Source organism: Mucilaginibacter koreensis (assembly GCF_054783355.1).
This window is the reverse complement of sequence record NZ_BAAGQS010000001.1, coordinates 3589174-3614701: the sequence shown is the minus strand read 5'-3', so window position 1 is coordinate 3614701 and position 25528 is coordinate 3589174. Positions and strand designations below refer to the sequence as shown.

Genomic DNA, 25528 nt, shown 5'->3' with positions numbered 1-25528 from the left:
CACCGAACCGGTTAATGTGGCACAATAATCATTTCATCTCCCTGATTCACATCTTCCGGCTCAATTACCTGTTTTATACGGCGGGTGCCTAACCATAAAATCAGTATAGCTACAAGGCTGGTGGCTAACATCAGCGCCGGTATGGGTACGATGTTTTTCAAATCAATTACGCCAACCAAACCCGATATAGCCCCGGCAATACCGATTTGTAAAAAGCCCATCAATGCCGATGCGCTGCCAATATTATTTTTTAAAGGCGCCAAGGCCATGGCGGAAGCATTAGGATTGATAGCACCCAGGCAAGCTAACGTAAATAAAAACATTATAATAATGCCTTCCATACTTAGCCAACCGTTATATACTGCAACTAAAAACACAAGGGTAAGTACACAATGGCATAGCAATGCCGCTTTGAATAATTGCCGGCTCCGGTATTTTTTGAGCAGGAGGATATTAAGCTGACTGCTGCCGATAAAGCCAAACGACAACAGGCCGAAGATAATGCCAAACGTGCGCGGACTCACTTTATATACTTCCATAAACACCACAGGCGCACTGGCTACATAAATAAATAGCGTTGCAAAAGCAAACGTGCCCGAAAGAATGTAAGTCATGAACTGTGCATTGTTCACTATCGACCAAAAAGTAAGCAATATAGGTTTGGGTTTTAAAGATACCGAAGTATTGGGCGGCGCAGCCGGAGGCAGATATAAAAATGTAAGCAGCAGCACCAGCGCCACTATAATAATCAGTAAAATAAACACCCAATGCCAACCCATATACGCAGTAATAAAACCGCCCACCGTTGGTGCCGCCAGCGGCGAAATACCAATAATGAGCACCAGCATGGAGAATATTTTGGCGCTTTCTTTTACCGGAAAGAAATCGCGCACCATGGCAAAAGTAGTTACAGCCGCCACACTGCCAGCCAGCGATTGCAGAAAGCGGTAAAAAATTAATGCCTCCACACTATGCGCCTGGGTACAGGCCAAACAGGTAATCATGTATACAGCCATACCTATATACAGTGGCCGCTTACGGCCAAAACGGTCTACAATAGGCCCGTACATCAATTGCCCTAAAGCTAAACCGATGAAGTAGCTGGAGATGGATAGCGATACGCGGGCCGGTGTGCTGTGTACATCTTTAGCAATTTGAGTAAAAGCCGGCAGGTAAAAGTCAATTGAAAATGGATCAATGGTAGCCAGCAGGCCCAAAATGAATATGATTAACCCTCTGCGGGGTAAAACTGACGGTGTAAGTGGTACAGAATTTTCCATTAGTAAATGAATACAGAAACTGAAAGCGGCACGAAGATACAGTTTAAGGCCGGGTATGAAACGATAATAAAAGTCATCTTTAAGGCGTGTTTGAGACAAATTTTTATTTAATTTTAAGGCATAACCACTTAAGCACATGATTCATTTAGGCATTTTACTTACGCAGCAATACCGGCTATTAAGCATAGCCGCCATACTTGATGTTTTTGACACCGTAAACCATCTGACTACCGTTGAAAACAGTGAAGCTGCTTTTCAAATTCAACTTTTATGCCTTGATGATGAAATGAAGCATGTAGCCTCTACCCTGCGCCCGGGCAGCGGCGCTCTTTTGGCCGAAACCGCTAAACTGGATGTGATATTGATACCTGCGTTTGCCACCAATAGTATGCAGCAAGCTATACAGCAAAATCAGGCATTTATTCCATGGCTTCACCAGCAGTTTAGAGGTGGCGCTTCGCTGGCCAGTTTTTGTACCGGTGCATTTTTGTTGGGTGCCAGTGGTTTGTTAAAAGGCAAAGCCGCTACTACCCATGTAGATGCCTGCGGTGCCTTTGCCGCTGCCTTTCCTGATGTAAAACTAATGCCTTACCAGGTAGTCACCAGCGATGATGGCATCTATACCAGCGGGGGCTCCACCTCCAGTTTTCATTTAATGCTGCATTTAGTTACCCAATACTGCGGCCGGGAAATGGCAATCCGAACTGCCAAAATTTTCGCCATTGACATGGATCGCCAGCACCAAACTTATTTCGCCACCTTTTCGCCTTCCAATAACCATCAGGATGAGTTAGTAGCCAAGGCCCAGCGCAACATTGAGGCCGGCTACCGGGATGCCGCTACTATTGAGGAGATGATTAAAGACCTGCCCTCGAGCCGCCGCAATATGGTGCGCCGTTTTAAGCAAGCCACCGGCTGCACACCCATAGAATATTTACAAAAGCTACGCATTGAAGGCGCTAAAAAGTTACTGGAACAAACCCGCCAGCAAATGACCGAAGTAATGTTCAACTCGGGGTATAATGACCAGAAAGCCTTTCGGAAAATATTTAAAAAGAATGTAGGCATGACGCCTACCGAATACCGGGAAAAGTTTCAGATTAATTAAAGCAGCCGCCCTTTCTGTACAATTGTTGTATTTTAGCACCCGCATGTACATTTACACCCAAACATCACCAATGAAAAAGCTTTATCTATTGCTTCTTGCCATTAGCCTGGTATTGGGCGCCTGCAAAAAACATTATCCTCCCTACCAGCTACGCATACAAAATGCTACGGGTGCGCCGCTAAATGATGTAGTATTGGTAAGTGATAACCGCACCAACCATTATGGTACGGTACAAATTAACCAAACCACCGGTTACCTGGAATATATTGATAATGATTTTTCGCAACTGCGCATTGTAGAAATCGGCACTAATAATGTAATTACGTTTGATTTAGGCCTCAGTAAAGCTTATGTTAACTCACCGGCGGCAACGGCTCCTGTTGCTACCTGCATTATTAAACTTGTGAATAAGCAATATCAAATAGCATTCGAAAAATAGCAACTGCTAATTTTTCGGGTTATAACAATTCTGTTGCCAGATTGGCCAGTTCACTTCGCTCGCCTTTTTGCAGTGTAATGTGTGCATATAGCGGGTGATCTTTAGCGCGGTCAATCAGGTATGACAGGCCATTGCTTTCGGCATCCAAATAAGGGGTATCAATCTGGTAAATGTCGCCCGTAAACACAAACTTGCTGTTCTCTCCGGCACGCGATATAATGGTTTTAACCTCGTGTGGTGTTAAATTCTGTGCTTCATCCACAATAAAAAATATTTTGGTAAGCGTACGCCCGCGGATAAAAGCCAGCGGCGCAATGGAAATTTTATCGCTGCTCACCAACTCATCTATTTTAGTCTGCATTTTGGGGTCTTCTGCAAACTGCTCACGAATGAATTTCAGGTTATCCCAAATGGGAGCCATGTAAGGGTCTACTTTACTTTTTACATCGCCTGGCAAAAAGCCGATGTCTTTATTGCTCAGCGGCACAATAGGCCGAGTAATATATACCTGCCGGTAAGTTTTGCGCTGCTCCAAAGCGCTGGCCAGGGCAATGAGCGTTTTACCTGTACCAGCATTACCCTGTATGGTTACCAGTTTAATAGCCGGATCCAGCAAGGCGTGAATAGCAAATGCCTGCTCTGGATTTTTGGGATGAATATTGAATACCGGCTGCTCTGATACATGTTCTACTGCCCCACTGTTGCTGTTATAAAAACCAAGCGCCGTTTTATTTTTGCTGTTGAGCACATAAAAGCGATTGCCCGGCGGCGGTGTAATACCCAAATCGGCAGGTGCCACCACCTGCTGTTTCAAAAAATGGTTAATGTTTTTCTCCGGCAGCTTATCAACCGATGACTTTCCACTATATAGTTCATCCAGGTTTTTAATTTTACCCGTTTCATAATCCTCCGCATTCAGGTTTAAAGCTTTGGCTTTGAGGCGCAGGCAGATATCCTTTGATACCAAAATCACCTTTTTATCCGGATGCTCCTGCTGCAAGCCCAAAGCTGCATTTAGTATGCGGTGGTCGGTTTTACCAGGCCCAAAGATTGCTTCAGCATTAATGCCCGATGAGGGATTATCCATGGCTACCCTGAAGCGGCCTTTGTTTTGCCCTTGCAGCGGTATCCATTTATTCAGTGTTTGCTGGGCAGCCAGCTCGTCCATGAGGCGGATAAAGCTGCGGGCTTCAAAGTTGCGGGTATCGTTTCCGCTCTTCATGTTGTCCAGTTCTTCCAGCACCTGCACCGGAATGGCCACATCATGCTCCTGAAAGTTTTCAAAAGCGTTGTGATCATATAGGATCACCGAAGTGTCCAACACGAATATTTTTTGCGACTGGCGGCTCCTGCTTTCTTTAGACATGTTGCTAATTTAACAGATTTTGCACAAGGTGGTTGGCAGAATGAGTATTTAAACAATATACTTTTGATACCTGCCACGTTACATATTATGCAAAGGTATTAACATAAAAAACCCATAAGACAATTTGCATTAATGCTATTATCTTATGGGTTTAAGGGCTGCCTGCTTAATCAAGCAACTCTGATATTAAACCAGCTAAATGATTATTGTGCTGCCGACATAGAGAAAGGTACTTCTTTTAAGCCAGTACCTCTGGTTTTATTTGGCGCAGCCTGCATGCTTACATTAATAGTTGCACCTTGCTGCAAGGCACTGTGGCTTAACCAGGTATTACCATAAGGCTTGCCGTTGTACTGCAACGCACCCACATATTTATTGGTAGCACTGCTGGCCGGGGCATTAATAATTACTTTTTTGCCGTTCTCCAGCGTTAAGGTCATCTTTTTGAATAGCGGCGTACCCAGCACATATTGGTCGGTAGCCGGGGTTACCGGGTAAAAGCCCATGGCCGAGAATACATACCAGGCTGAGGTTTGTCCATTATCTTCATCGCCGCAATAACCATCAGGTGTAGGTTTGTACAGGCGCTTCATTACTTCACGGGTCCAGTACTGGGTTTTCCAGGGCTGGCCGGCGTAATTGTACAGGTAAATCATATGCTGGATAGGTTGGTTACCATGTGCATACTGACCCATCCCCATAATTTGCATTTCACGAATTTCGTGGATGACGCCACCATAGTAACTGTCATCAAATACCGGCGGCATGGTAAATACAGAATCCAGCTTGGTTACAAACTTATTGCGGCCGCCCATCAGGTTAATCAGCCCCTGCACATCCTGAAATACCGACCAGCTATAATGCCAGCTGTTGCCTTCAGTAAAGGCATCACCCCATTTGAAAGGACTGAACGGCGACTGGAAAGTACCATCTTCATTTTTACCGCGCATCAGGCCGCTGGCCGGGTCAAACAGGTTGCGGTAGTTTTGTGCGTGCTTTTTATATACTTCAATTTCGGCAGCCGGCTTGTTCAGGGCTTTACCTAATTGATAGATGGCGAAATCATCATAAGCATACTCCAGTGTACGTGCTGCGTTTTCATTAATTTTTACGTTATATGGCACATAACCCAGCTTGTTGTAATACTGTACTCCTTTACGGCCGGTAGCACGCGGGCCTTCATTATTGGCGCCATGTACCAATGCCTCGTACAAGGTATTGATATCATACCCGCGTCCTCCTTTAATGTAAGCATCCGCCACTACAGAAGCCGAGTTGTTACCCACCATTACATCTGAGTAACCAGGGCTCGACCATTCGGGAAGCCAGCCGCCCTCCTTATAGTCATTAATGAGACCCTGCTGCATCTCTTTGTTAATGGATGGGTACATCAGGTTCAGGAATGGGTATAGGGCACGGAAGGTATCCCAGAAACCTGTACCGGCAAACATATAACCGGGTGAAGTTTTGCCTGTATATGGGCTCCAGTGTACAATTTTATTGTTGGCATCTACCTCGTATAACTTGTTCGGGAAGAACAGCATACGATACAGGCATGAATAGAAAGTACGCATCTCCTCATCGGTTCCGCCTTCGGCTTTTACACGGCCTAAGGTAGCGTTCCATAAGGTACGCGCCTTTTGTTCGGTTTGGGCAAAGCTGTCATGCCCCAGTTCGCGCTGCAAATTTAGTTCGGCCTGCTCGAAGCTGATAAATGAAGAAGCTACACGCAGGTGTACCTTTTCACCTTTAGCGGTTTTAAACCCAATAATGGCACCGGCATGCTTGCTGTCCATTTCCAGCTTGCCGTTGTCGGCCAGTGTACTGTCGTGCCAGGTGCGGGCTACAGTAAAGGGCTTATCGGTATAAATAACAAAGTAGTTTTTAAAATTTGGTGCCGGCCCGCGGGCTACACGGGTGGAGTAACCTATAATTTTATTCTGACCCGGAATCACTTTAATATATGAGCCCCTGTCAAAAGCATCAATTACTACAAACGAGCTATCAGACTTAGGGTAGGTCAGTTGAAATTGCGCTGCACGCTCAGTGGTGGTAATTTCGGTAGTTACATCATGATCGGCCAGGTAAACGCTGTAATAATAAGGCTTGCTGATTTCTGCTTTATGGCTAAACCAGCTGGCGCGTTTATCCTGCGTAAACTGCATATGGCCGGTTACCGGCATAATGGCAAACTGCCCGTAATCATTCATCCAGGGTGAGGGTTGATGCGTTTGTTTAAAGCCGCGCAGTTTATTGGCATCATAAGTATACTGCCAGCCATCACCCATTTTACCGGTTTGCGGTGTCCAGAAGTTCATCCCCCAGGGCACGGCTACCGCCGGATAGGTATTGCCGGTAGAAAGCTCATAGTTCGATTGTGTACCCATCAAAGGGTTCACATACTCGGCCGGTTCAAACGCCTGTGCATGCACCAACGCGGTGGATAGTAACAGCCCGGCGGCTAAAAACAGTTTTGGTAGTTTCATATGTAAATTAAAACAGAAAATAACAGATATTAACAAGAGAGATGATAAAAACTGTGTATTCGTACTATTGTCAAACTCCTATGTTGTCATTCCGACCGCAGGGAGAAATCTTCTTCGGGTGGTAATATTCAAATATGCCTCACATCACCTCCACTGTCATGCTGAGCCCCGTTGAAGCATAAGCGCACAGGCCGCTCCGATGAACGTTTCTGCAACTATTCTTCAACGGGGCTAAGTATGACAAAGGAAGCAACTATTAATCAGTGTAATAATGCAAATATTTTTAAATTATTTACCCTTCAGTGCTTGCGCTATCGCCTTTTGGGCCAGTGGCTCCATTACTTTGTAGCCCGCCAGATTCGGATGTACTCCATCGCGAGATAGGCTTTCAGGCAATCCCTGCCGCTCATCGGCCATGGCCGAATAATAATCGAGGTATATAATGTGGTTTTTAGCTGCATAAGCTTTAATCAAGCTATTCAGTTGAGCCACTTTGGGCACCGGGTTGATATTAGGCCGCCACGGAAAAGCGTAGGCCGGCAATACCGATGACAGCACTACCTTAATACCTGCATCTTTAGCCAGTACAGCCATTGATTGCAGATTGCCGAACACATCCTCTATACTGATAGGGCCGTTGTTTTCGGCAATATCATTAATACCGGCTAATATCACTACCACAGCGGGGCGCAGGTTAATTACATCCTGCCTGAAACGCACCAGCATTTGCGTGGTAGTTTGCCCGCTGATGCCGCGGTCATAATACGGGTTGGCCGCAAAGAAGGTAGAGTCATTACCAATCCAAAAATCGGTAATGGAATCGCCCATGTACACCACACTGTTATGTTTTGGTGCCGAGGCTTTCACCTGCTGGTTGGCCGCTGCATAGCGTTGGGTATTGGACCAATCTTTATGAAAAGCTTCATCGCGTTTACGCCGCTCTGCCTCTTCACGATCCTGCTTTTCCCTGTCATTTGCAGGGATGGTTTGTGCTTTAGCGCCGGCAGTCATTACTGCCAGCGCAATTATTAATAGCGTTAATCTCACTTGCCCTGGGAGTTAGCTTTAGTATCTAAAGTTCCGCCATTGGCTTGGTCCCATTTTTTATCCAGCAGTTTAATAAAGTAACCGCCTACTACACTACGGGCCTGGAAGCCGACCATTTTACCGTCGGTGGTTTCGTGCCAGTCGCTGATAGGCACACGTGAAGTAGTATGCTGGCTATATTCATATACCGGCTCTATCAGCTTTTTAAAGTCGCGCTGGTTATCACTCAGCGTAGCCGTCCACATAATCCAGTCAGATTTGGTATAGGTTTTACGGCTATCCAAAGGCAAGCCATATTTGTTTTGCTTGGTAAGGTAGTACTTCATCTCGGTTTCGTATACCTCTTTAGGGAACAGGTGCAGGTCAAGCACTTTATCCCAAACCATGTTATACTTCTGGCTCCAGGTATCGGGGCGCTCAAACACCAATGAGTAGTGATCGCCGGCTTTAGCCAGTTGCAGCCATTTCGCGGTCATTTCCTCGGCAGCCTTACGGTATTGGGCCTTAATTTCAGGATAGTTAGATAAACCGGCTAATTGTGAGAAGCTGCCAATAGCCATAATTGCTTTTACCGATAAGTTGGCGTTACGGGCCAGGTGGCCGGCAAAATCATCTGTACATAACTGGTTGGCCGGATCTAAACCTTCTTGTAGTAAGAAGTGCGCCCATTTAGTTAAAGTAGCCCAGTGCTTTTTAGCATAATTGGTATTACCATCGGCTTTTACAATTGCATCAGTTAAAATCAGCATGTTACCTGCCTCTTCAACCGGCATATCTTCGCCATAGGTTTGGCCGTTGGCGATAGGGTAAGTACCTAAATCGTGTGCTGGGAAATCCTTTTTCCAACGGCCGCTTTCGCTGTAATAAAATATACCGTTCAGCATACCTTTCAGTAACTCTGGGTTATAGATTAAATACATAGGGGCTGACGGATAAGTGACATCCACTGTATTGATAGAACCGTTGCTGTAATTCTCTTTAGACAGGAACAACAAATCGCCCTGCGGGCTTTTCAGTAACTGGTGCGCGGCAATACTTTGGCGATAGGCCATTACGCAAAGTTCGGCATACTGCTCACCGCCTGCATCTTTGGTATCTTTGTATAGTTTCTCGTCAAAAGCCGTACATTTCTCCATTGTTGCCTGGTAATCGGCAGCGGCATTGGCCAACTCGGCATCAATGGTGGTATGATATTCCGATTTCCACCAGGGTTGCAGATTTTCTTTAAAATACTGTACTGAGTACAAATCATCATAACCCAGCATTACAAAGCGTTCTGTTGCTTTCTTACCTACCGAGCCTAAAGGCAATACAGTATTTAACATCACCTGCGTGCCCTTTTTGTAAGTGCTGGCCGTACGACCAGTAAAGAAAGCATTTACTGATTCGGTTCCTTTGGTAACATATTGCACCGCATTTTCAGACTTAGGTGCGGCTAAATACATATAGCCCCAGTCAATGCGTAAATCATCACCCTTTTTCTGCAATACCGGCTGCTCTACTGAGCCTGCTTTTAATACCGTTAGTCCACCTGAAGAGGTATACTGCTGGGTAGTAACCGGCTGCGAAGGTTTGTTTACGGCAATGTCGCCGGAGGCACCGGTAGAGATGCTAACCTGGTGATTTTTGCCATCGTTTGATTTTACTTTATAACTGATGTAAGAAACCGGGCGGGAGAACAAACGCAGGTCATTCATCAGCAATGGTGAGGTAAAAGTAACCTCCAGGTCAGCTTTGCCACATTTAAACTGATAAATGGTTTGCGTAGCATTCACACGTACTGCTAGCTGGCGCGCTACCGGAATCTTGTTGCTTAGCTTTTCTTTTTGCTGATCAAGCAATCCCGCATCCAGCCAGGCTTCACCACCGGTATTTACACAATGGATAGCCAGTACATTTTTACCTTTTTTCAGGATGTTATTGTATTTGCCATCCAATGCAATGGTGCGAAATTCGTGGTTTGCACCCGGCACCTCTTTTACTTTTACACCATTGATGTATACTTCTGCATCATCATCATGGCGCAGGTTAAGCATCAGTTTGTTAGTTACCGGGTTGGCTACTGTAAATTCACGGCGCATCCAAATATCTTTGCCAGTCCATAAAGTTTTTGCCTGCGCTTTGTTATCACTGAAGGGTGCAGCGCCGGTTTTCCAAGCGCGGTCATTATAGTTTATGGCAGCCCAGCCCTCGCCCGGCGAGCTTTCGGTGTACTTAGCGGTAAACGGCTTATCCTCCGAAGTGGTAAGCACGGTTTTATATACATTGGGCTCTTTACCCATAAAGCGGTAAAAATTATTATCCACTTTAATTACGCCAATTAGTGAATGGTCGTTACCGGTCCAGTGCTGCGTAGGTGCAGCCGTCAGGGTATCGTTGTTTGACCAGATACTGAAATAGGTGTTGTGTGTAATGAGCGGATAAGCCGGCGCATGTTTCACCTGGGCTTTTGCCAGGCCGCAGCTACCTGCCAAGGCCAAGAGTAGTATGGATGATTTGAATTTCATGTAGAGATAATTTAGGGAACTATTGGAAATTGGGAAATACGTAATTGTGTGCAGCCATAGGGTATTAAGGTAATCTCTTCCTCGGCCGATGTTTGTATGGTGGGTACTATACTGTAAGGTACAGGCCCTGCTACACCATTATACAACTGCCATGAAGGAATGCGCTTGGCTTTGGTTTGCAGTATAACAGGTGCCCCCTCGGCCGTCCAGGGATAGGAGGACACGCTGCCTGATTTCTTTACTGTAAAGCTTTCTTCAGGCTTGCGTATCAATTTTTCGATGAAACCGTAATTCCAGGGCGTAGTTGGATAAATTTCATTATAAGCATCGCCGTAAGTCAACGGGTCTTTCGTGTTTTTTACTTCTTTTACTTGTGTGCCTATCTTTAAAGCGTATACCAGCGGGCCACGTTCTACCGAGGCTGAATTTTCATACCACTTACTTTTGGTAATGTGCATGGGCAATTGCAGCTCTATTACATCGCCATTTTTCCACTGGCGGTTTAAGTTTACAATTTGATTGCCTTCGGGGCTACTTACTATCTGTCCGTTCACCTTCAGACTTGCCCTGGTACACCAGGCCGGTATGCGCAGGTATAAGGGGAAAGTGGCCGTTTTTATTTTGTTTAATCCTAATGTGAACTTAACAGTTTCATCAAACGGATAATTGGTTTCCTCTTTAAGCACCGCTTCGATGTTGTTAGCTACCCTGGCTTTTACCTCATTAGGCGCATACACTAAAGCCGCCAGCCCATTATCAGGCGTGGCATACCATAAGTTTTGGGTAAACTTGGGCCAACCTTGGTGCATATTGGACGTGCAGCAGGCATAGCCGGTAAGCAGGCCGTAGCATATATCCGTTCCCTCATGATCCGAATCAAAGTTGCGCACCTGGCGCGACATCAGCACCTGGTTAGCTTGCTGAAAGTACTGCCGGCGCATAAAATCGGGCGTAATTTGAGTAGGCAGGGCATTAAAAGCTACTTTTTCTAAATGATCGGCGTAGCTGACGTTACCTGTAATAGGCAAAATGCTTTCCAGGCTATACATCATCTCCACCGCCGAACACAATTCTGAGCCTTGGGTGGGGTTATTGCCATGCAGAGCTTCGTCTCCGCCATACATGCCTTGTGCAGTGCCATCATGTTTTTGCAAATCGGCAAAGCCTTTGTTTACGGCATTTAAGTATTTCTGTTCGGGATGCTGCTGATAATAGATGATGGGTTCTTTAATGCCTTGGGCCAAATTTACACAGTGTATGCTGCCAATGGTAGCCAGCATATTGGTATTCAAAAATGAGTTGGTATAATCGAATACCTGACTATGAATTAAATCAGCCAGTTTTAGTAATGATGAGTCACCGGTAATATTGTACAGCCAGTATACCATCATGAGATTATCCCCTCCGCGGTAGCGGGCCCAAAATGTCCAATGGTCGAGCGGATGGGTGGGCAATTCTTTTAGCTGGTATTTGAAATAATTGGACATCAGCTGAATTACCCGCTGGTCTTGCGTGGCCGAATAATATTGCTGCAATACTTTCAGCATTACCATTTTTGGCCACCAATCATGGCTATTGTCACGCTGTATTCCCTCTTCTGGGCCATAATCCTTAGCCGGACCAAAATAACCATCAGGTTGCTGGCTCTTCAGCGTCCATTCTATCCAAGGTTTTACTTTAGCAATAAGCTGCTGATCTTTTAAGATGTAAGCCAGCGGTAGTAAACCATCTATCCAGTAAGGGCCACGCTCCCATTGGTCGCCATCACCGCCCAGCCAGCCGTTGCGCTGGTTCATCACCAGAGGGTACAATTTATCCAACTGCCCGGTTGAGCCGTTCTTTTGCCTCACCAGCATCTCGCGCAACCACCCCTGCGGGCTAATAGCCCCCAAAGGCAAAGCCACGTAAGGCGACTGCTTTAACGGAGCACGGTTGTTTACATAATTTACTGAAGGCAGCTTTGAAACCACACCTTGCCCCAGCGCCAGTGATGAGTACAGTACTGCACCTAAAACGGCTAAACCCAATTTCATAGATAGATGTTAATTACTGTCTTATTTACAATTATAAAGCAAATTACAATTATTTATTTAGTTAAGCGCTGTAAACGTGCATAAATTTCCATCATGGCTGCCTGATCAATTAAGCGTTTGGTGGGCCTGGCGCTCACCAGGTTATCAGCTGAACGTTCTTTATCCCAAATCTGCTCGGCATCTGTTATGTAAAAATCAATCCACGCTTTATTACGGTCAATTTTGTACAATTCTTCGTATCCACGCAGCATTACGGCATTAAACCAATATTCGCCGCCGGGCAATCGGCCGTTTCTAAAAAAATGGTCGCGGCCTGCTTTAGCTATACGCTGAGCCTCGGCTAAGTAAGTTTTGTTTTTGGTGATTTGATACAGCAACGCATTTGATTGCAGCATGGTACCTGTATTATAGGTATAAAATGCCGGAGCTAATTTCAAAGAAGGTACCTTTACATTATCATAATAAATGCCACTGGGTGCCTGCAGATAACGGTTAGTCCACTTATACAGCGCTAATGCATTATCCAAATACGCTTTTTGCTTAGTGATTTTGTACAACTGCAACGCTACCAATATAGCCGGCCCATTTGAGCAGGTATTTTTGGTGGTATGGTCGCCTTCTTTCCAGTATACGCCACCGCCGGCTACCGTATCAGTTCCGCTTTCTATAAAGCGGTAAATCATTTTAGAGATGTCCAGATACTTCTTTTTATGGGTACGGTTGTAGGCATCGAGGTAGGTAATGGCAATCCATTCATTATCATCGTAAAAGCGGCTGCTCAAGCGCTCCTTGGTCACATAATCCTGGTAGGCAGGCACGGGCGGTACATTGCTGTAATATTGCTCAATGGCTTTCTCCACCGGCTGCATGTAATGTTTACCGGGCTGCAAAGTTTCCATCTCATTGGCTGCCTGTACCAATGCACATAGCGGCCATAACCAGGAGTGTTTGTTTTCATTCTTGGAACTGTCGGTAGTTTCGAAGTACAGGCCGGTGCTGTGGTCGGTTAAATGCTGGTCAACAGCTTGATTGATCAGGCGGATGCGTTCAGTATAATTAGTTTTGGTTTGGGCCTTAATTGCTCCGGTTGAAAGCAGGAGCAAGCCTATCGTGTAAATCGATTTAAAATTCATAGGTGTTTATTGAAAAATTAAAGGCTGCTTCGGTTTTTATACGAAGCAGCCTTTGATGTTATGCGTTAAGCAATTGCGGTTTGGTTTGGTAAGTTTCCCAAAGCAGTTCACCAAATATGGTGTTGGCCCAGGCAAACCAGCTGCGGGTAAATTTAGCAGCATCATCCTTGTTGAATGACTCGTGCATAAAGCCCGTGCCGCCATGGGTACGCTTTAAGGTTTGAATGCACTGACGAATCTCGTTATCATCGGTACTGGTTAAGCCCCGTGCAATAATACTAAGCGGCCATACCATATCTTTACCAATGTGCGGGCCGCCTATACCTTCGGCAGCTTTGCCTTTAAAAAAGAACGGATTGTTTTCAGACAATACCAGTTTACGGGTATTCTGATATACCGGATCATTTACATTCACAGCACCCAGGTAAGGCATGGCCAGTAAGCTCGGTATGTTAGCATCATCCATTAAATTGAAGCTGCCAAAACCGTTGACCTCGTAGGCATATACTTTGCCCAGTTGCGGATGATCAATAATTGCATGCTGTTGCAGCGCCTGCTCTACTTCAGTAGCTAAAGCGGTAAGCTGACCGGCCAGCGCTTCGTCTTTGGCAATAGCGGTTACCATTTCGGCAGCCTGCTTTAAACTTACTATTGCAAAAAAGTTAGACGGAACCAGGAAAGAAAATATGGTAGCATCATCGCTCGGGCGGAAGGCTGAACAGATAAGGCCTACAGGTTTAACCGGATAGCCAAAGCCATTCATGGGAACGCCATCGGTAGCCCAGGCCGTTTTGCGCTGGAACGAGTATGGGCCGTCATTTTCCTTGCGCTGCTGCTCGCGGAAGGTTTTGAGGGTTAAAGCTACCGCTTGTTTCCACTGGTCATTAAACGGACTGGTATCGCCGGTAAGTTTCCAATAACGATAGGCTAACCGAATAGGATAACAAAGTGAATCTATCTCCCATTTGCGTTCATGCAAACCGGGCTGCATTTTGGTTACGTCGTGCGCCCACTCACCTACTTTATTCGGGTCATTATAAAAAGCATTCGCATACGGATCCTTTAAAATACATTTAGCCTGATGGTTAATTACCCCGGCAATAAGCTGCTGCAAAGGTTTATCCTGCTTTACAAAAGCCATGTACGGCCACACCTGTGCACTCGAATCGCGCAGCCACATGGCATCAATATCGCCTGTGATAACATAGGTATCAGGCCGGCCATCCTTTACACTATAAGTTACTGTGGTATCCAGCGTGTTGGGGAAGCAGTTGTTAAATAACCAACCCAGCTCCTGATCTTTCACTTTTGAACGGAACTCTTTGATGGCGCCTTCTACGGCTTTTGAAGTGAACTTCCGTTTGGCAACAGGCACCCGCACCTGGGGGTAAGTTTCAAGGGCGAAAGCCGATGCCGGTGTTTTGGCCACAATTACGCCTGCCCCTAAAAGTGCAGTGCTTTGAATAAATTTTCTTCTTTGCATTTCGTTTTATATTAATAAGGCCGCCGATAACAGCAGCGGCCTTTGATACAATGTCCCGGTTTGGTTGAAATACAAATATTATAATTTACCGGCAGCTTTTAAGGTAGCTGCAGCTTCCATCATTGTTACCCCGCTTATTTGGGTTGTTAAATCGGTAGAACCTGACGGCAAAGTTTTCCAATCCGGACTTACCATCATGCTTGGGCGGGCAATACCTTTGCTGTAAAGGGTTTGTGCATTGTATTTCATAAAGTTCACATAAGCATCACGGCTGGTAGCGCTAATGTCGCCGTTTTGAATCAACAAGGTCATGTACCTTACCAATATACCTTTAAATAAACCACCATCACCCTGACCTTCTGATTTGAGCAATCCGCCCGGCGTAATGTCCGGATCGGCAATGGTAGCCGAAGCATTCTTTACAGCATCATTAAGGTACGAAGCATCCTTGGTTACATTATATAACTCTAAAGCAGCACCAATAAATACGCCCTGATTGTAAGTAAATTTATTTTTATCCAATTGCCCGTTACCGGCAGAGTTGATACCATCCCAAATGATACCGCTTGAGGCATCAACCAGGGTGGTTTTCATCCAGCTATATAAACTTTTGGCCAAATCTAAATCGGCCTGATTTTTTTGCAGGCGATACAAGCGGCAGGCAAAAATAATAGCAGGCGCGTTAGCTGGTGTGTTTTTATAGCCCAACTGCGTTTTGCGCCAGGCAATACCTCCACCCTGCTGACTGTTTACTCCGGTTTTTATATCCGTCCACAAAGTAGTAGCAGCCGTTAAATAGTCATTATCTTGTGTAGCTTCGAAGGCCCGTAAGCTGGCTAAAGCCAACCATTCCATATCATCATAATAATCATTCTGATATTTGTTGCCATTGGTAGCACGCGTACCATTTAGCAATGATTTCATGCGCTGGCGGTAAATCTCATTTTTAGTACGCAAAAAGGCGTCAGTAAATACATCAAGGGTGTGTGCCTGCGGCCAGTAGTTGTAATTGGTGTTGCCTGCATTGTTTTGCACAAAGTAGCTGCCATTAGCAGAAATGAACGTGTTATAAGTAGCCGTTTGCAAAGAATCGGCCGTTGCTGCATAAGTATAATTTACAGGCGCAGTTTTGGGGCCGTTTTCATATAACGGAAAAGGCTTATCCTTAAGGCATGACCCGAGCGACAAAGACGTTAATCCTGCCACTGCCGCCATGGTGATATAGCGAGTATTAAGTTTCATAAATACGTTAATAATGTTCTGCAAAGCCTGTGGCTTTGCAGAACAGATGAAATCATATTAAATTATTTAACAGTTACCGAGTGCGTATAAGCCGGAGCAGTAGCACTGAAATCAACCCGGATATCGGCTGTTTTATTGTCAGCAGCGCCTACAAACTTAAAGCTGTTATCATACTGCGAGCTGTTTACCGGTACCATGTAGTAGAAAGAGGCAGGGGTATTGGCATCAGGGCGGCTGTTATCACCATTTACACTACCATAAAACTGGAAGCTTGAAGTACCTGCAGCATCTTTAAGGGTAAACCTGAATTTATAACGCTCATCGCGGCCCCATGATTCTTGTTTGAATACCACAGAAGCATTGTTAATCTGCCATACTCCACCTGATACATACGGCAAATCATACCATACTTTATTATCGCCCGAGAACCATAAGCCTACGGCTGCAACTTCGGTTGTTTTAAAAGTGGCGTTATTAAAATCTACTTCCACCTTCATTACTTTGGTTGCGCCGGTTACAGTCGTATTACCACCTTCAGTTAATTTAGTACCATCATAAGAGAAAGTTGCAGGAGTACCAGTATTACGGTTTGAGAAATGGTAAGTACCCGCTTTTAATGAAGTATATACTTCAAATTTGCCCGGGCCGGTTTGTTTCATGCGTACAGCTTTACTTAAATCCTCACCACCTTCGGTAGCCGAACCGGTTACATAAACTTCATTTGGCAAATCGGTAAAGCCGGCAGGGCGCTGCACTTCAATTACCCGGCTCTGGTCTGATGGTTGCACGTTAATGCCTTTAGATGAACGTACAGTCCATTTCACTTTACCAGACTCTTGTGGCTTTACACCTGCAGTAGCCATAATTTTATTTAGGTCGCTGTAAGAAAGGGTAAGCTTGTTAAACAAACCATTGTTATCTGATGGAGTAGTGTAAAGCGGTTTAGAAAAATCGCCATCTATCTTGTCAAATACTACTTCGTACAACACCAGGCCATTATCTTCGGCACGGGCTTGCTCCCACTCGAAAGAAACGGAGCCGGTGGCACCTGAAACGATTTGGACAAATTTGTTGTTCTCAGGAGCAAACAGGTTGCTTACTGCTGAAACTTGGGTATGCTCTAAGCCTTTGTCTTTTTTACAGCCTGCTACTACCAGCAGTGCTACTATGCCTGTAATAAGGCAATAAAATATTCTTTTCATCACTTATGTTGATTTTAATGTTTTATGATCAATTAATTACCAGCCTGGGTTTTGAGTAAGATTAGGGTCAATAGCACGTTCATCACGCGGAATAGGCCACAGATAATTTCTGTTTTTGTCAAAACTGCGCAGGTTAGCCCTGATGTATCCATTATCTACTGACGGAGTACCATATTTGGCGCCATGCGCCCAGCCGTTCAGTACATTCTCAGCAATGCGCCATCTGCGAATATCAAATACACGCAGGCCTTCCATAGCCAGCTCGGTGCGGCGCTCGTTGCGCACCACATCGCGCAGGGTGGTTTGGCTACCGCCCGGGAAGGTTAATGCAGCAGCATTGGTTAAGCCGGCACGGCTACGCAGTGCCCTAATGGTTTTATCCCATACGCTACCATCCAATTGGCCCAATTCGTTTTTAGCTTCGGCATACATTAAAAGTACATCAGCATAACGGATCAGTATCAGGTTCAAGCCCGACTGGAAGTTAGTAGGGTTACCGGTTGGATCATAATACTTGCGGATATAATACCCGGTAGGTGAACTTACTGCACCCGGTTTGTACTGATCCGGACCGTCGGGATTAGGATCAGAGCCCGGCTTGGTATAAATAGTTTGTATCGTATTATCCGGTTTACGCCATTGGTACTGGTTGTATACTACGGTGTAAGTTAAACGCGGATCGCGGTTGACATAAGGGTTGTTTTCATCATAACCCGAACCGGCCTCGTTAATGCGTTTACCATTCGTCATCAAATAGCTGTCTACCAGCTCTTGCGTTGGCGCCAAAGCATTTAAGCGGGCACCTACCGCTAACGGAGCAAAATCAAAGAAGCTGTTGTAGTTGCGGTTACCGCTGGTAGCCGGTACATATTCCAAATCCAGCATTACTTCGCTGTTATATTCATTTTGCGGCAGGAATACGCCCTCGTATGAAGGGAACAAGCTGTAAGTACCGTTGGCATTACCATTCATTAATTGCTCACAGGTAGTTGCTACTTCAGCCCAACGGCTTTCGTATAGCAGCACACGTGCTTTTAAAGCAACGGCTGCACCTTTGGTAATACGGCCACGGTCGGCAGCAGCATAAGCGGTGTTTACCGGTAATGCTGCTGCAGCTTCATCCAGTTCTTTTAAAACAAAAGCTACAACATCAGCTTTGGGTGTACGGGCTGCGTTATTTGCTTCTTCGATGGATGGGTCTTTTTGAAACAAAGGCACATCACCAAACCAGGTTTCTAACTGGAAGTAATGGAAGGCACGTATAAAACGCGCCTCTGCTTTCATGCGGGCTTTTAAAGCGGCATCCATGTTGGTAACACGGTCTACATTTTCTAAAAATATATTACAGGTTTTTATGCCGCTATAATGGATTCCCCATTCTTCTTTGATACGGGGCAATGAAGCATCATAAGTACCTGCTGCCAGTGAGGCAACGCCATTTTGATCGCCACGACCGTTGTAGGCATTGTCAGATGCGCCTTCGTTGTAAAAGAAATAATCGTTGCGGTACATCTGGCCATATGCCGTATTTAATACGCTGGCTGCCTTTTCAGTGGTTGTCCAATAAGTAGGATCAGTAAAGCCGTTTACCGGCGCCAAATCCAGTTTTTTACATGCCGACACCAGTACCACCAGCACCATAAAAAGTATGGTTTTATTTAATATTTTATTTTTTTTCATGTTGTTCATGATTATAAGGTAATATCAATACCGAACCCATAATACACAGGCGTTGGATACGAACGGCCGCTGTTTGCACCGTTGCCCGCACGTAAGTCAGTGTCAAACTCTGTGGTTTCAGGATCGAGGAATTTTAAGCCCGAAAAAGTAAGCAGGTTTTGTCCTGACAGGTAAGCTCTTACCTTTTTCATACCGATGGCCTTAGCTACCCCTAATGGCAAAGTATAGCCCAGTTGTATATTCTTCAAACGCAAATATGAAGCATTGAACAGATACATATCTGATCCCCTTCTGAAATTGTTTTCGTTAGACTGACTACCATTGGCTGCCAAACGCGGATAGCGGGCATCAGGGTTAAGCGGTGTCCAGTAATCCAGTTGATGCTGGTAAATTACCTGCGAGTAACCAAAGTGGAATGGCTCAACCTGCTCACCACGGATGAAAGTACTGCGCTTACCTACGCCTTGCCAAAACATATTGAAATCAAATTGCTTATAATTTACAGCATAGGTAAAGCCAAAAGTAAGGCGAGGGAAAGCGTTACCTAATACAAAGCTATCGTTGTTATCAATTACACCGTCACCATTTACATCCACATATTTGTTATCACCGGGCACAACTGTTAAACCGGTTGGCTTGGCACTGGTTAATACATCGTTCAGGTTTTGGAAATAGCCATCACGTTTTAAACCTACGTATGAACCAATGGGCAGGCCTACACGGTCAATTACCCTCATTTCATCATACGTATTTAAAATATCGCCACTAGCAAGGGCCAGTACTTTATTTTTGGTATCACCTACGTTAAAGTTAAATGAGTGATTGAAGTTCTTACCGTTAATACGATAGTTCAGGTTTAACTCCCAGCCCCTATTTTGCACTTTAGCTATATTCGACCTTGAGATAGTGGCCCCATAAGCACCTGATATTACAGGTTGCAATAAGATGTCGCTTGTGGTTTTGTCAAAGTAATCAAAAGAAACTGTTAAGGCGTTTCTCAGGAAACTGGCATCTACACCCAGGTTAAGGGTTGCAGCACGCTCCCAGCGAATGTTGGGATCAACAAACGTAATACCTGTACCACTAACACTTGAGCCACCAAAAGCATAAGCATCAGGTGAAGAACGGTAAGTATTCAAATAAGCATAATCTGGAGCAGACTGACTGCCCAATATACCATAAGAACCTCTCAGCTTAATATCACCTACTTTATTACGGTAATTTTCTAAAAAGCTTTCTTCACTTATACGGTAACCACCGGACACTGAAGGGAAGAAGGCATTGCGGTTTTGCGGCGCAAAACGCGAAGAAGCATCAACACGAAAATCTACTTCACCATAATATTTATTTTTGAAGTTGTATGTAGCCCGGCCAAACAAAGAGTTGAGGCTATTTTCCGTTGTGTTATTATTGGTAGCTGTTGAAGAAGGATCAATAACAGTACCCGTAACTGGTGTACCCAACTCAGGATCTGTATACTTCAATCGCAAATAATTGCTGCGGTTGGTAGTTGACTCGTTAGCCACACCAATTAATACGCCTACATTATGCTCTTTCTTGAAAGTATGGTTGTACTCAGCCAGTACCTGGGTATTGATGAACAGGTTCTTTACATTATCATCATTGGTATTACGGTCGGCACCATAAACACCTTTGGGCAAAAAGTTTACCTGCACCACGCGCCCGAAGGTATGGTTAGAGAACAAGGTTCCACCAAACACACCTCTTACCTTAAAGTCTTTGGTAATAGCCAGTTCTGCTGTTAAATTGGCGAAAACGTTGTCGTTATCAGTACTACGATAACCCCCGTTTTTTAAGATACCCAATGGGTTAAACTCTGTCAATACGTCATTAGTCAAATAATTACCCTGTGCATCTTGTATAGGGTAATAAGTTGGCGTACGGCCAGCATCTACAATCAGAGTACCTGTGTTGTAGGAGTGCTCTTTAATTTCAGTGCGTGCATAAGACAGGATGCTGGTCAGCTTCAACCTGCCATACTGCGTATTCAAATTCATGCGGTAGTTATAGCGGCGCAAGCCATAGCCAGGCCCAACTAAATTACTCCGCTGATCGGTCACACCTGCTGAAACCAAATAAGTAGAGGTAGCACTACCGCCTGTTAAAGCCAGGTTATGGTTTTGCAATACCGCATTTTTTAAAATAGCATCTAAAAACCACTCATTACTGCCTTGCTCCTGAAAATTGCGGATAGTTTGAGGGCTGTAAATAGGTGCCAGTCCGGCGTTCACTACAGATTCATTTCTGAGTATCGCATTCTCATAACTTTCTACAGGGCGATAAGTAATGCGAGGTACTTGTATACCAGCCTGCCCGTTATAGGTAAGCGTAGTAGGTGAATTATTTTTACCTTTTTTAGTGGTAATCAATATAACACCATTAGCCGAGCGCGAACCATAAATAGCAGCACTACCTGCATCTTTTAGTACCGATACGCTTTCAATATCCTGCGGATTAAGCAAATTCAAATCACCACCGGTAATACCATCAATTACGATCAGCGGATTGTTATTATTTAATGAACTTACACCCCGGATATTAATTCTGGGGTAAGCGCCCGGTTCAGCACTGTTTTGCTGAATAATTAAGTTAGGTGACTCGCCTTGCAACGCTTGAGTAAGGTTTACCGAAGGTTTGCCTTCAATAGCTGTAGAAGTAATCTGGTCTACCGCACCTACTACGTTTACACGTTTTTGAGTACCATAACCTACTACTACAACCTCGCTTAAGGCGCTGTTTTGTTCGGCCAGTTTTACATTGATGTTAGACCGGCTGCCCACAGGTATTTCCTGCGAATTAAAGCCGATGAACGAGAACACCAGCACGGCATCGCTGCCTGCATTAACGCTGTATTCGCCGTTGGCATTAGTTACTGCACCTACCTGGGTACCTTTTACCCTAATGCTTACGCCAGGCAGTGGTTCGCCTTTACTATCGGTAACCACACCACGAACCGGGGTTTGTTGCGCCTGGTTTTGCTTTTTCGCATCCGAAAAGGTAGCTTCTTCAATCACCACTACATCATCTACCACTTTGTAGGTTAACTGCTGGGGCGTAAGCAGGCTTACCAGCACTTCCTGGATGGTTTTACCACGAAACGACTGGCTGATTTTTCCAGTTCTGCGAATTACGGCATCCGAATAAGCAAATTTTACATGCTGACCGGCGGCCATTTGCTCCAGCGCCTCGGCCAGAGTAACGTTGTTGAAATCAATACGCGCTTTACTGTCCAGAAATTTTTGGCCATAAGAGCTGTTGGCCATAGCTGTAAAGCATACGCAACAAATTACGAAAAAGACAAGTGTAGTATATTTCATTAATTTGAACACATAGCGAAGCACTCCATTATAAAATAGAGATATATTCATAAATTTGAATAATTAAAAAGGTTAATAATTGAAGTTCAGGCGTATAGAATTGGACCTCTGGTAACCTGATACTTCGTTAAAACTCATCTTTTTGATACCCTATTCAAAACCATTTGGATAGGGTTTATTTTTTAAGTTTGGTTGTGTGTTGTGTTTAATATGGATTTCATAATTGGTTTATATTAATTACTAATTGGTTAATTCGATTTGCTTAACACCCTTTACCATGTAACTGGTATACGGCTTGCGATTGGGTAACTTTTCCTTTTACCAGCCTCGACAGGATAGTTAATATATCGGGCAGGGCCACGCCGGTAAAATCGGCAGATATAGTACACTTGTGCAGGTTATCATCCGCCGCAAGGCGTATGCTGAAACGGCGTTGCAAGGCATTCAATACCTCGGGCAATAATTGATTTTTAAATACCAGCTTTCCATCTTTCCAGCTGCTGAGCACTACGCCCTCGGCAACCTCGTTTTTACGCAGCTGTGCATGTTTAATATCATACACGGCCTCCTGGTTGGCAGTTAGAAAAATAGTTTGAGCCGTTTTTTGCACTTTGTTAATCACACCTACTTTGCCAGTTACTACATCTACTTTCATTACCGGGTCGGTAGCGTAAGCTTTAACGTTAAAGCTGGTACCCAAAACCTGGGTAACAAGCTTGCCCGAATGAACCAGAAACGGTTGACTGGCATTGTGTTTCACTTCAAAAAACGCTTCGCCCTGCAGGCTAACTTCACGCGTATTGCCACGGAATTCCTCAGGGTAGCGCAGCCGGCTTCCACTGTTGAGCCACACCTGGGTACCATCACCCAGTGTTACCTGACTAATTTGCCCATTGGCAGCCGCCAGTTCTTTGTAACTTACAGGCGCTTGCACCTGAAGCATATATACAGCCACCGCCGAAAGCAACAGAAAGCCAGTGATGGCAGCGGCAACCATTATATTTTTGCGGCGTGCCTGTTTGTGGCTATTGGCAGCATCTATTTGTTCAATTACACGGTTATAAACCTGAGTACTATCGAATTCACCAGCCTCTGCTCCCGCCGGTTTATTGAGGTCCACATCATCAAAATATTGATGAATCTGACGCTCTTGCGCTGCTTTTTGGGCAGCAGAACTATGATGAGGTTTAAATTTTCTGAAAAATGGTTTCATTGGAATTATATGTAGGATGCAAAAAAACAGGGCTGCCCCCAAAGAGCAGCCCTGTTTTTTTAATATTTTTTTTTAATATAAATTAACGATGAGTAATTACCTGAACATCAATACCATCACAATAAGTGGCAGAAAATCGCTTAAGCCTGAACGGAGGTAACGAAGGGCAATGGTAATTTGATTTTCAACAGTTTTGATGGAAATGTGTAATTGCTCGGCAATTTCTTTGTTAGATAATTGCTGCATGCGGCTCATGCTAAAAATTTCACGGCACTTGGTGGGCAGTTTATTCAAATTAAGTTCCAAAGCCTGGTTTAAATCCTGCTGCAATAAGCGACCGTCTGCTTCCTGATATTTTTCGGCCAGCATATCAATTACCTCATCACTTAAGGCTATTTTTTTGCTGCGTATATGCATCAATACCCGGTTACGGGTAGCCACTTTAAGGTAGCCCTGCAACGAAGTAATATGTAACTGATGATGCTTGAGCCAAAGTTCAGCAAATAAATCCTGCACTACATCTTCTGAAGCTTCGCGGTTGCGCAGCAAATTGTAGGCAGCGGCATATAGCTTAGCGGCATATTGCTGGTAAATCAGCTCAAATGCATGCCCGTCGCCCTGGCGAAGCATGGATAATAACTGATCATCAGACCATATACAAGCAACTGTTTTAGCCGGCATGAGGTAAGGAAACTGAAATTTTTGAATTACAATTGGCAGGGCATATTTACAATATTTTTTTCATTAAATAAAAATTTAATATCAAATTGGTTACACTTATGCCTTAAATAAGTGATACGGTATCGCAGCGCTACTAAACGAAAAAACCGCCTTTCATATGTAAAAAAGCGGTTTTAAGGGTATGTATTAAATACAATTAGGTAGTTACAGGCAGGGCGCTCAGTCATTACTGGTTACACGCACCCAATCTACCAGCATTTTAGCCTTGCCAGCTTTAATGAGGCCAACAGTTGAGGCGGGCATACCTTCATAAGGCTGTTTTACGCCGTTTACCTTTACAGGATAGGCACCTCCCAAAGCATAATTCAAAATCAGGAACTTTTTATTATCAAATGCCCATTTGCCATAATGCTCAACCATAGGCCGGGTTACCCTGAACAGTAATTTACCATCACATTTAAAGTTCATGGCATTGGCAGTCCACTCTACGGCGTAGGTATGCCATTGGGTTACATCCTGCTTTGCCGACAGGTACATACGGTTTACAAACGGCGTTTCACCGCTGTAACCGGGGCCATGCACGGCAGAACTGATCCAGTCGGGCTCGCCTACATATTCCATAATATCAATTTCGCCGCAGGCGGGCCAGTTGCCGTTGCCCAACATCCACCAGGCCGGCCATAGGCCATCGCCTGCCGTCATTTTAATGCGGGCTTCGGCAGTACCGTAGGTAAATTCAAATTTGCTGCGTGTATTTATCCGGCCTGAGATGAAATCGAAATGCTGGCCGTCTTTGGTGATGAAGTTCGGGGTCGATTGCGGCCTTAATACCAGGGCGCCGTTCTGAGCGCCTTCGGCTGCTTTGCCGTGTGCAATAAACGCGGTTGAGGCCGAATCAACATAAGCCTGTAACTCATTATTGACGTGCATGCCTGTCACCTCTACGTTCCAGCGGGCACGGTCAAGCTTTGAGCTGTTGAAATCTTCAAAAAAGATGACCTTTCCTTTTGCAGGCGAATTATCCTTTATAACCGATGATGACAAAGCCACCCAAAAGGGCACAGTGATAGCCAGCGCCGAAATCAGCCCTTTATATTTTAATTTTTTAATATTCATTTGTTGTAATGTTTGGCCTGATATCAATTAAGCCGGCAATTTAACCAAAAGCTATAGCAATAAAAAAGGCTCTTAGATTTTACTCTAAAAGCCTTTTTTGTGGTATCAGCTGGAATCGAACCAGCGACACAAGGATTTTCAGTCCTTTGCTCTACCAACTGAGCTATGATACCA

At 44.7% G+C, this 25528-nt stretch carries 17 protein-coding genes and 1 tRNA gene; 2 read left to right on the top strand and 16 right to left on the bottom strand.

Annotation, left to right across the window (positions count from 1 at the left end; all coding sequences use genetic code 11):
- Positions 1-11: 11 nt before the first annotated feature.
- Positions 12-1280 (bottom strand): multidrug effflux MFS transporter, encoded by a 1269-nt coding sequence (locus ACYVNW_RS16115; RefSeq protein WP_460680901.1) that lies wholly within the window; start codon positions 1278-1280, stop codon positions 12-14.
- Positions 1281-1416: 136 nt separating this feature from the next.
- Here ACYVNW_RS16115 and ACYVNW_RS16110 point away from each other — a divergent pair, with 136 nt between their 5' ends.
- Together ACYVNW_RS16110 and ACYVNW_RS16105 are read left to right on the top strand one after the other, a co-directional pair.
- Entirely contained in the window at positions 1417-2388 is a 972-nt protein-coding gene (locus tag ACYVNW_RS16110; RefSeq protein ID WP_460680900.1) for a GlxA family transcriptional regulator, read from the top strand.
- A 70-nt stretch (positions 2389-2458) separates the two neighbouring features.
- Positions 2459-2827 carry a hypothetical protein gene (locus tag ACYVNW_RS16105; RefSeq protein WP_460680899.1) on the top strand — a complete coding sequence of 123 codons (369 nt, stop codon included), beginning with the start codon at positions 2459-2461 and terminating at the stop codon, positions 2825-2827.
- Between the two features lie 19 nt (positions 2828-2846).
- On the opposite strand, the gene ACYVNW_RS16100 is transcribed toward ACYVNW_RS16105, so the two are convergent.
- The 15 genes from ACYVNW_RS16100 to ACYVNW_RS16030 all read right to left on the bottom strand — a co-directional run bounded on the left by ACYVNW_RS16100 (position 2847) and on the right by ACYVNW_RS16030 (position 25527).
- Positions 2847-4193: a PhoH family protein gene (locus tag ACYVNW_RS16100; RefSeq protein ID WP_460680898.1), complete on the bottom strand. Its 1347-nt coding sequence runs from the start codon at positions 4191-4193 to the stop codon at positions 2847-2849.
- 203 nt (positions 4194-4396) lie between these two features.
- The gene (locus ACYVNW_RS16095) at positions 4397-6679 is read right to left on the bottom strand and encodes a GH92 family glycosyl hydrolase (protein ID WP_460680897.1); all 2283 of its coding nucleotides are present in this window, start codon (positions 6677-6679) and stop codon (positions 4397-4399) included.
- Between the two features lie 288 nt (positions 6680-6967).
- A complete protein-coding gene (locus ACYVNW_RS16090) occupies positions 6968-7726 on the bottom strand; it encodes an SGNH/GDSL hydrolase family protein (RefSeq protein ID WP_460680896.1) in 759 nt (252 codons plus the stop codon).
- Positions 7723-10233, bottom strand: a complete 2511-nt coding sequence (locus ACYVNW_RS16085) for a glutaminase family protein (RefSeq protein ID WP_460680895.1) — start codon at positions 10231-10233, stop codon at positions 7723-7725. The genes ACYVNW_RS16090 and ACYVNW_RS16085 overlap by 4 nt, the downstream gene beginning before the upstream one ends.
- 11 nt (positions 10234-10244) lie before the next feature.
- Positions 10245-12266, bottom strand: coding sequence for a beta-L-arabinofuranosidase domain-containing protein (locus ACYVNW_RS16080; RefSeq protein WP_460680894.1), 2022 nt, complete (start codon positions 12264-12266; stop codon positions 10245-10247).
- A gap of 53 nt (positions 12267-12319) precedes the next feature.
- A complete protein-coding gene (locus ACYVNW_RS16075; protein WP_460680893.1) occupies positions 12320-13399 on the bottom strand; it encodes a glycoside hydrolase family 76 protein in 1080 nt (359 codons plus the stop codon).
- Positions 13400-13457: 58 nt separating this feature from the next.
- Positions 13458-14882: a glycoside hydrolase family 125 protein gene (locus tag ACYVNW_RS16070; protein WP_460680892.1), complete on the bottom strand. Its 1425-nt coding sequence runs from the start codon at positions 14880-14882 to the stop codon at positions 13458-13460.
- Between the two features lie 78 nt (positions 14883-14960).
- On the bottom strand, positions 14961-16124 hold the full coding sequence (locus ACYVNW_RS16065) for a glycoside hydrolase family 76 protein (RefSeq protein WP_460680891.1): 1164 nt from the start codon (positions 16122-16124) through the stop codon (positions 14961-14963).
- Positions 16125-16186: 62 nt separating this feature from the next.
- Positions 16187-17326: a SusE domain-containing protein gene (locus ACYVNW_RS16060; RefSeq protein ID WP_460680890.1), complete on the bottom strand. Its 1140-nt coding sequence runs from the start codon at positions 17324-17326 to the stop codon at positions 16187-16189.
- 36 nt (positions 17327-17362) lie between these two features.
- Positions 17363-19006: a RagB/SusD family nutrient uptake outer membrane protein gene (locus ACYVNW_RS16055; RefSeq protein WP_460680889.1), complete on the bottom strand. Its 1644-nt coding sequence runs from the start codon at positions 19004-19006 to the stop codon at positions 17363-17365.
- Between the two features lie 11 nt (positions 19007-19017).
- On the bottom strand, positions 19018-22290 hold the full coding sequence (locus ACYVNW_RS16050) for a SusC/RagA family TonB-linked outer membrane protein (protein WP_460680888.1): 3273 nt from the start codon (positions 22288-22290) through the stop codon (positions 19018-19020).
- Between the two features lie 316 nt (positions 22291-22606).
- Positions 22607-23557: a FecR family protein gene (locus ACYVNW_RS16045; RefSeq protein ID WP_460680887.1), complete on the bottom strand. Its 951-nt coding sequence runs from the start codon at positions 23555-23557 to the stop codon at positions 22607-22609.
- A 96-nt stretch (positions 23558-23653) separates the two neighbouring features.
- Complete coding sequence (locus ACYVNW_RS16040) at positions 23654-24238, bottom strand: RNA polymerase sigma-70 factor (RefSeq protein ID WP_460680886.1); 585 nt, start codon at positions 24236-24238, stop codon at positions 23654-23656.
- A 219-nt stretch (positions 24239-24457) separates the two neighbouring features.
- Complete coding sequence (locus tag ACYVNW_RS16035) at positions 24458-25354, bottom strand: glycoside hydrolase family 16 protein (RefSeq protein WP_460680885.1); 897 nt, start codon at positions 25352-25354, stop codon at positions 24458-24460.
- Positions 25355-25454: 100 nt separating this feature from the next.
- A tRNA-Phe gene (locus ACYVNW_RS16030) sits at positions 25455-25527 on the bottom strand.
- Between the last annotated feature and the right edge of the window lies 1 nt (position 25528).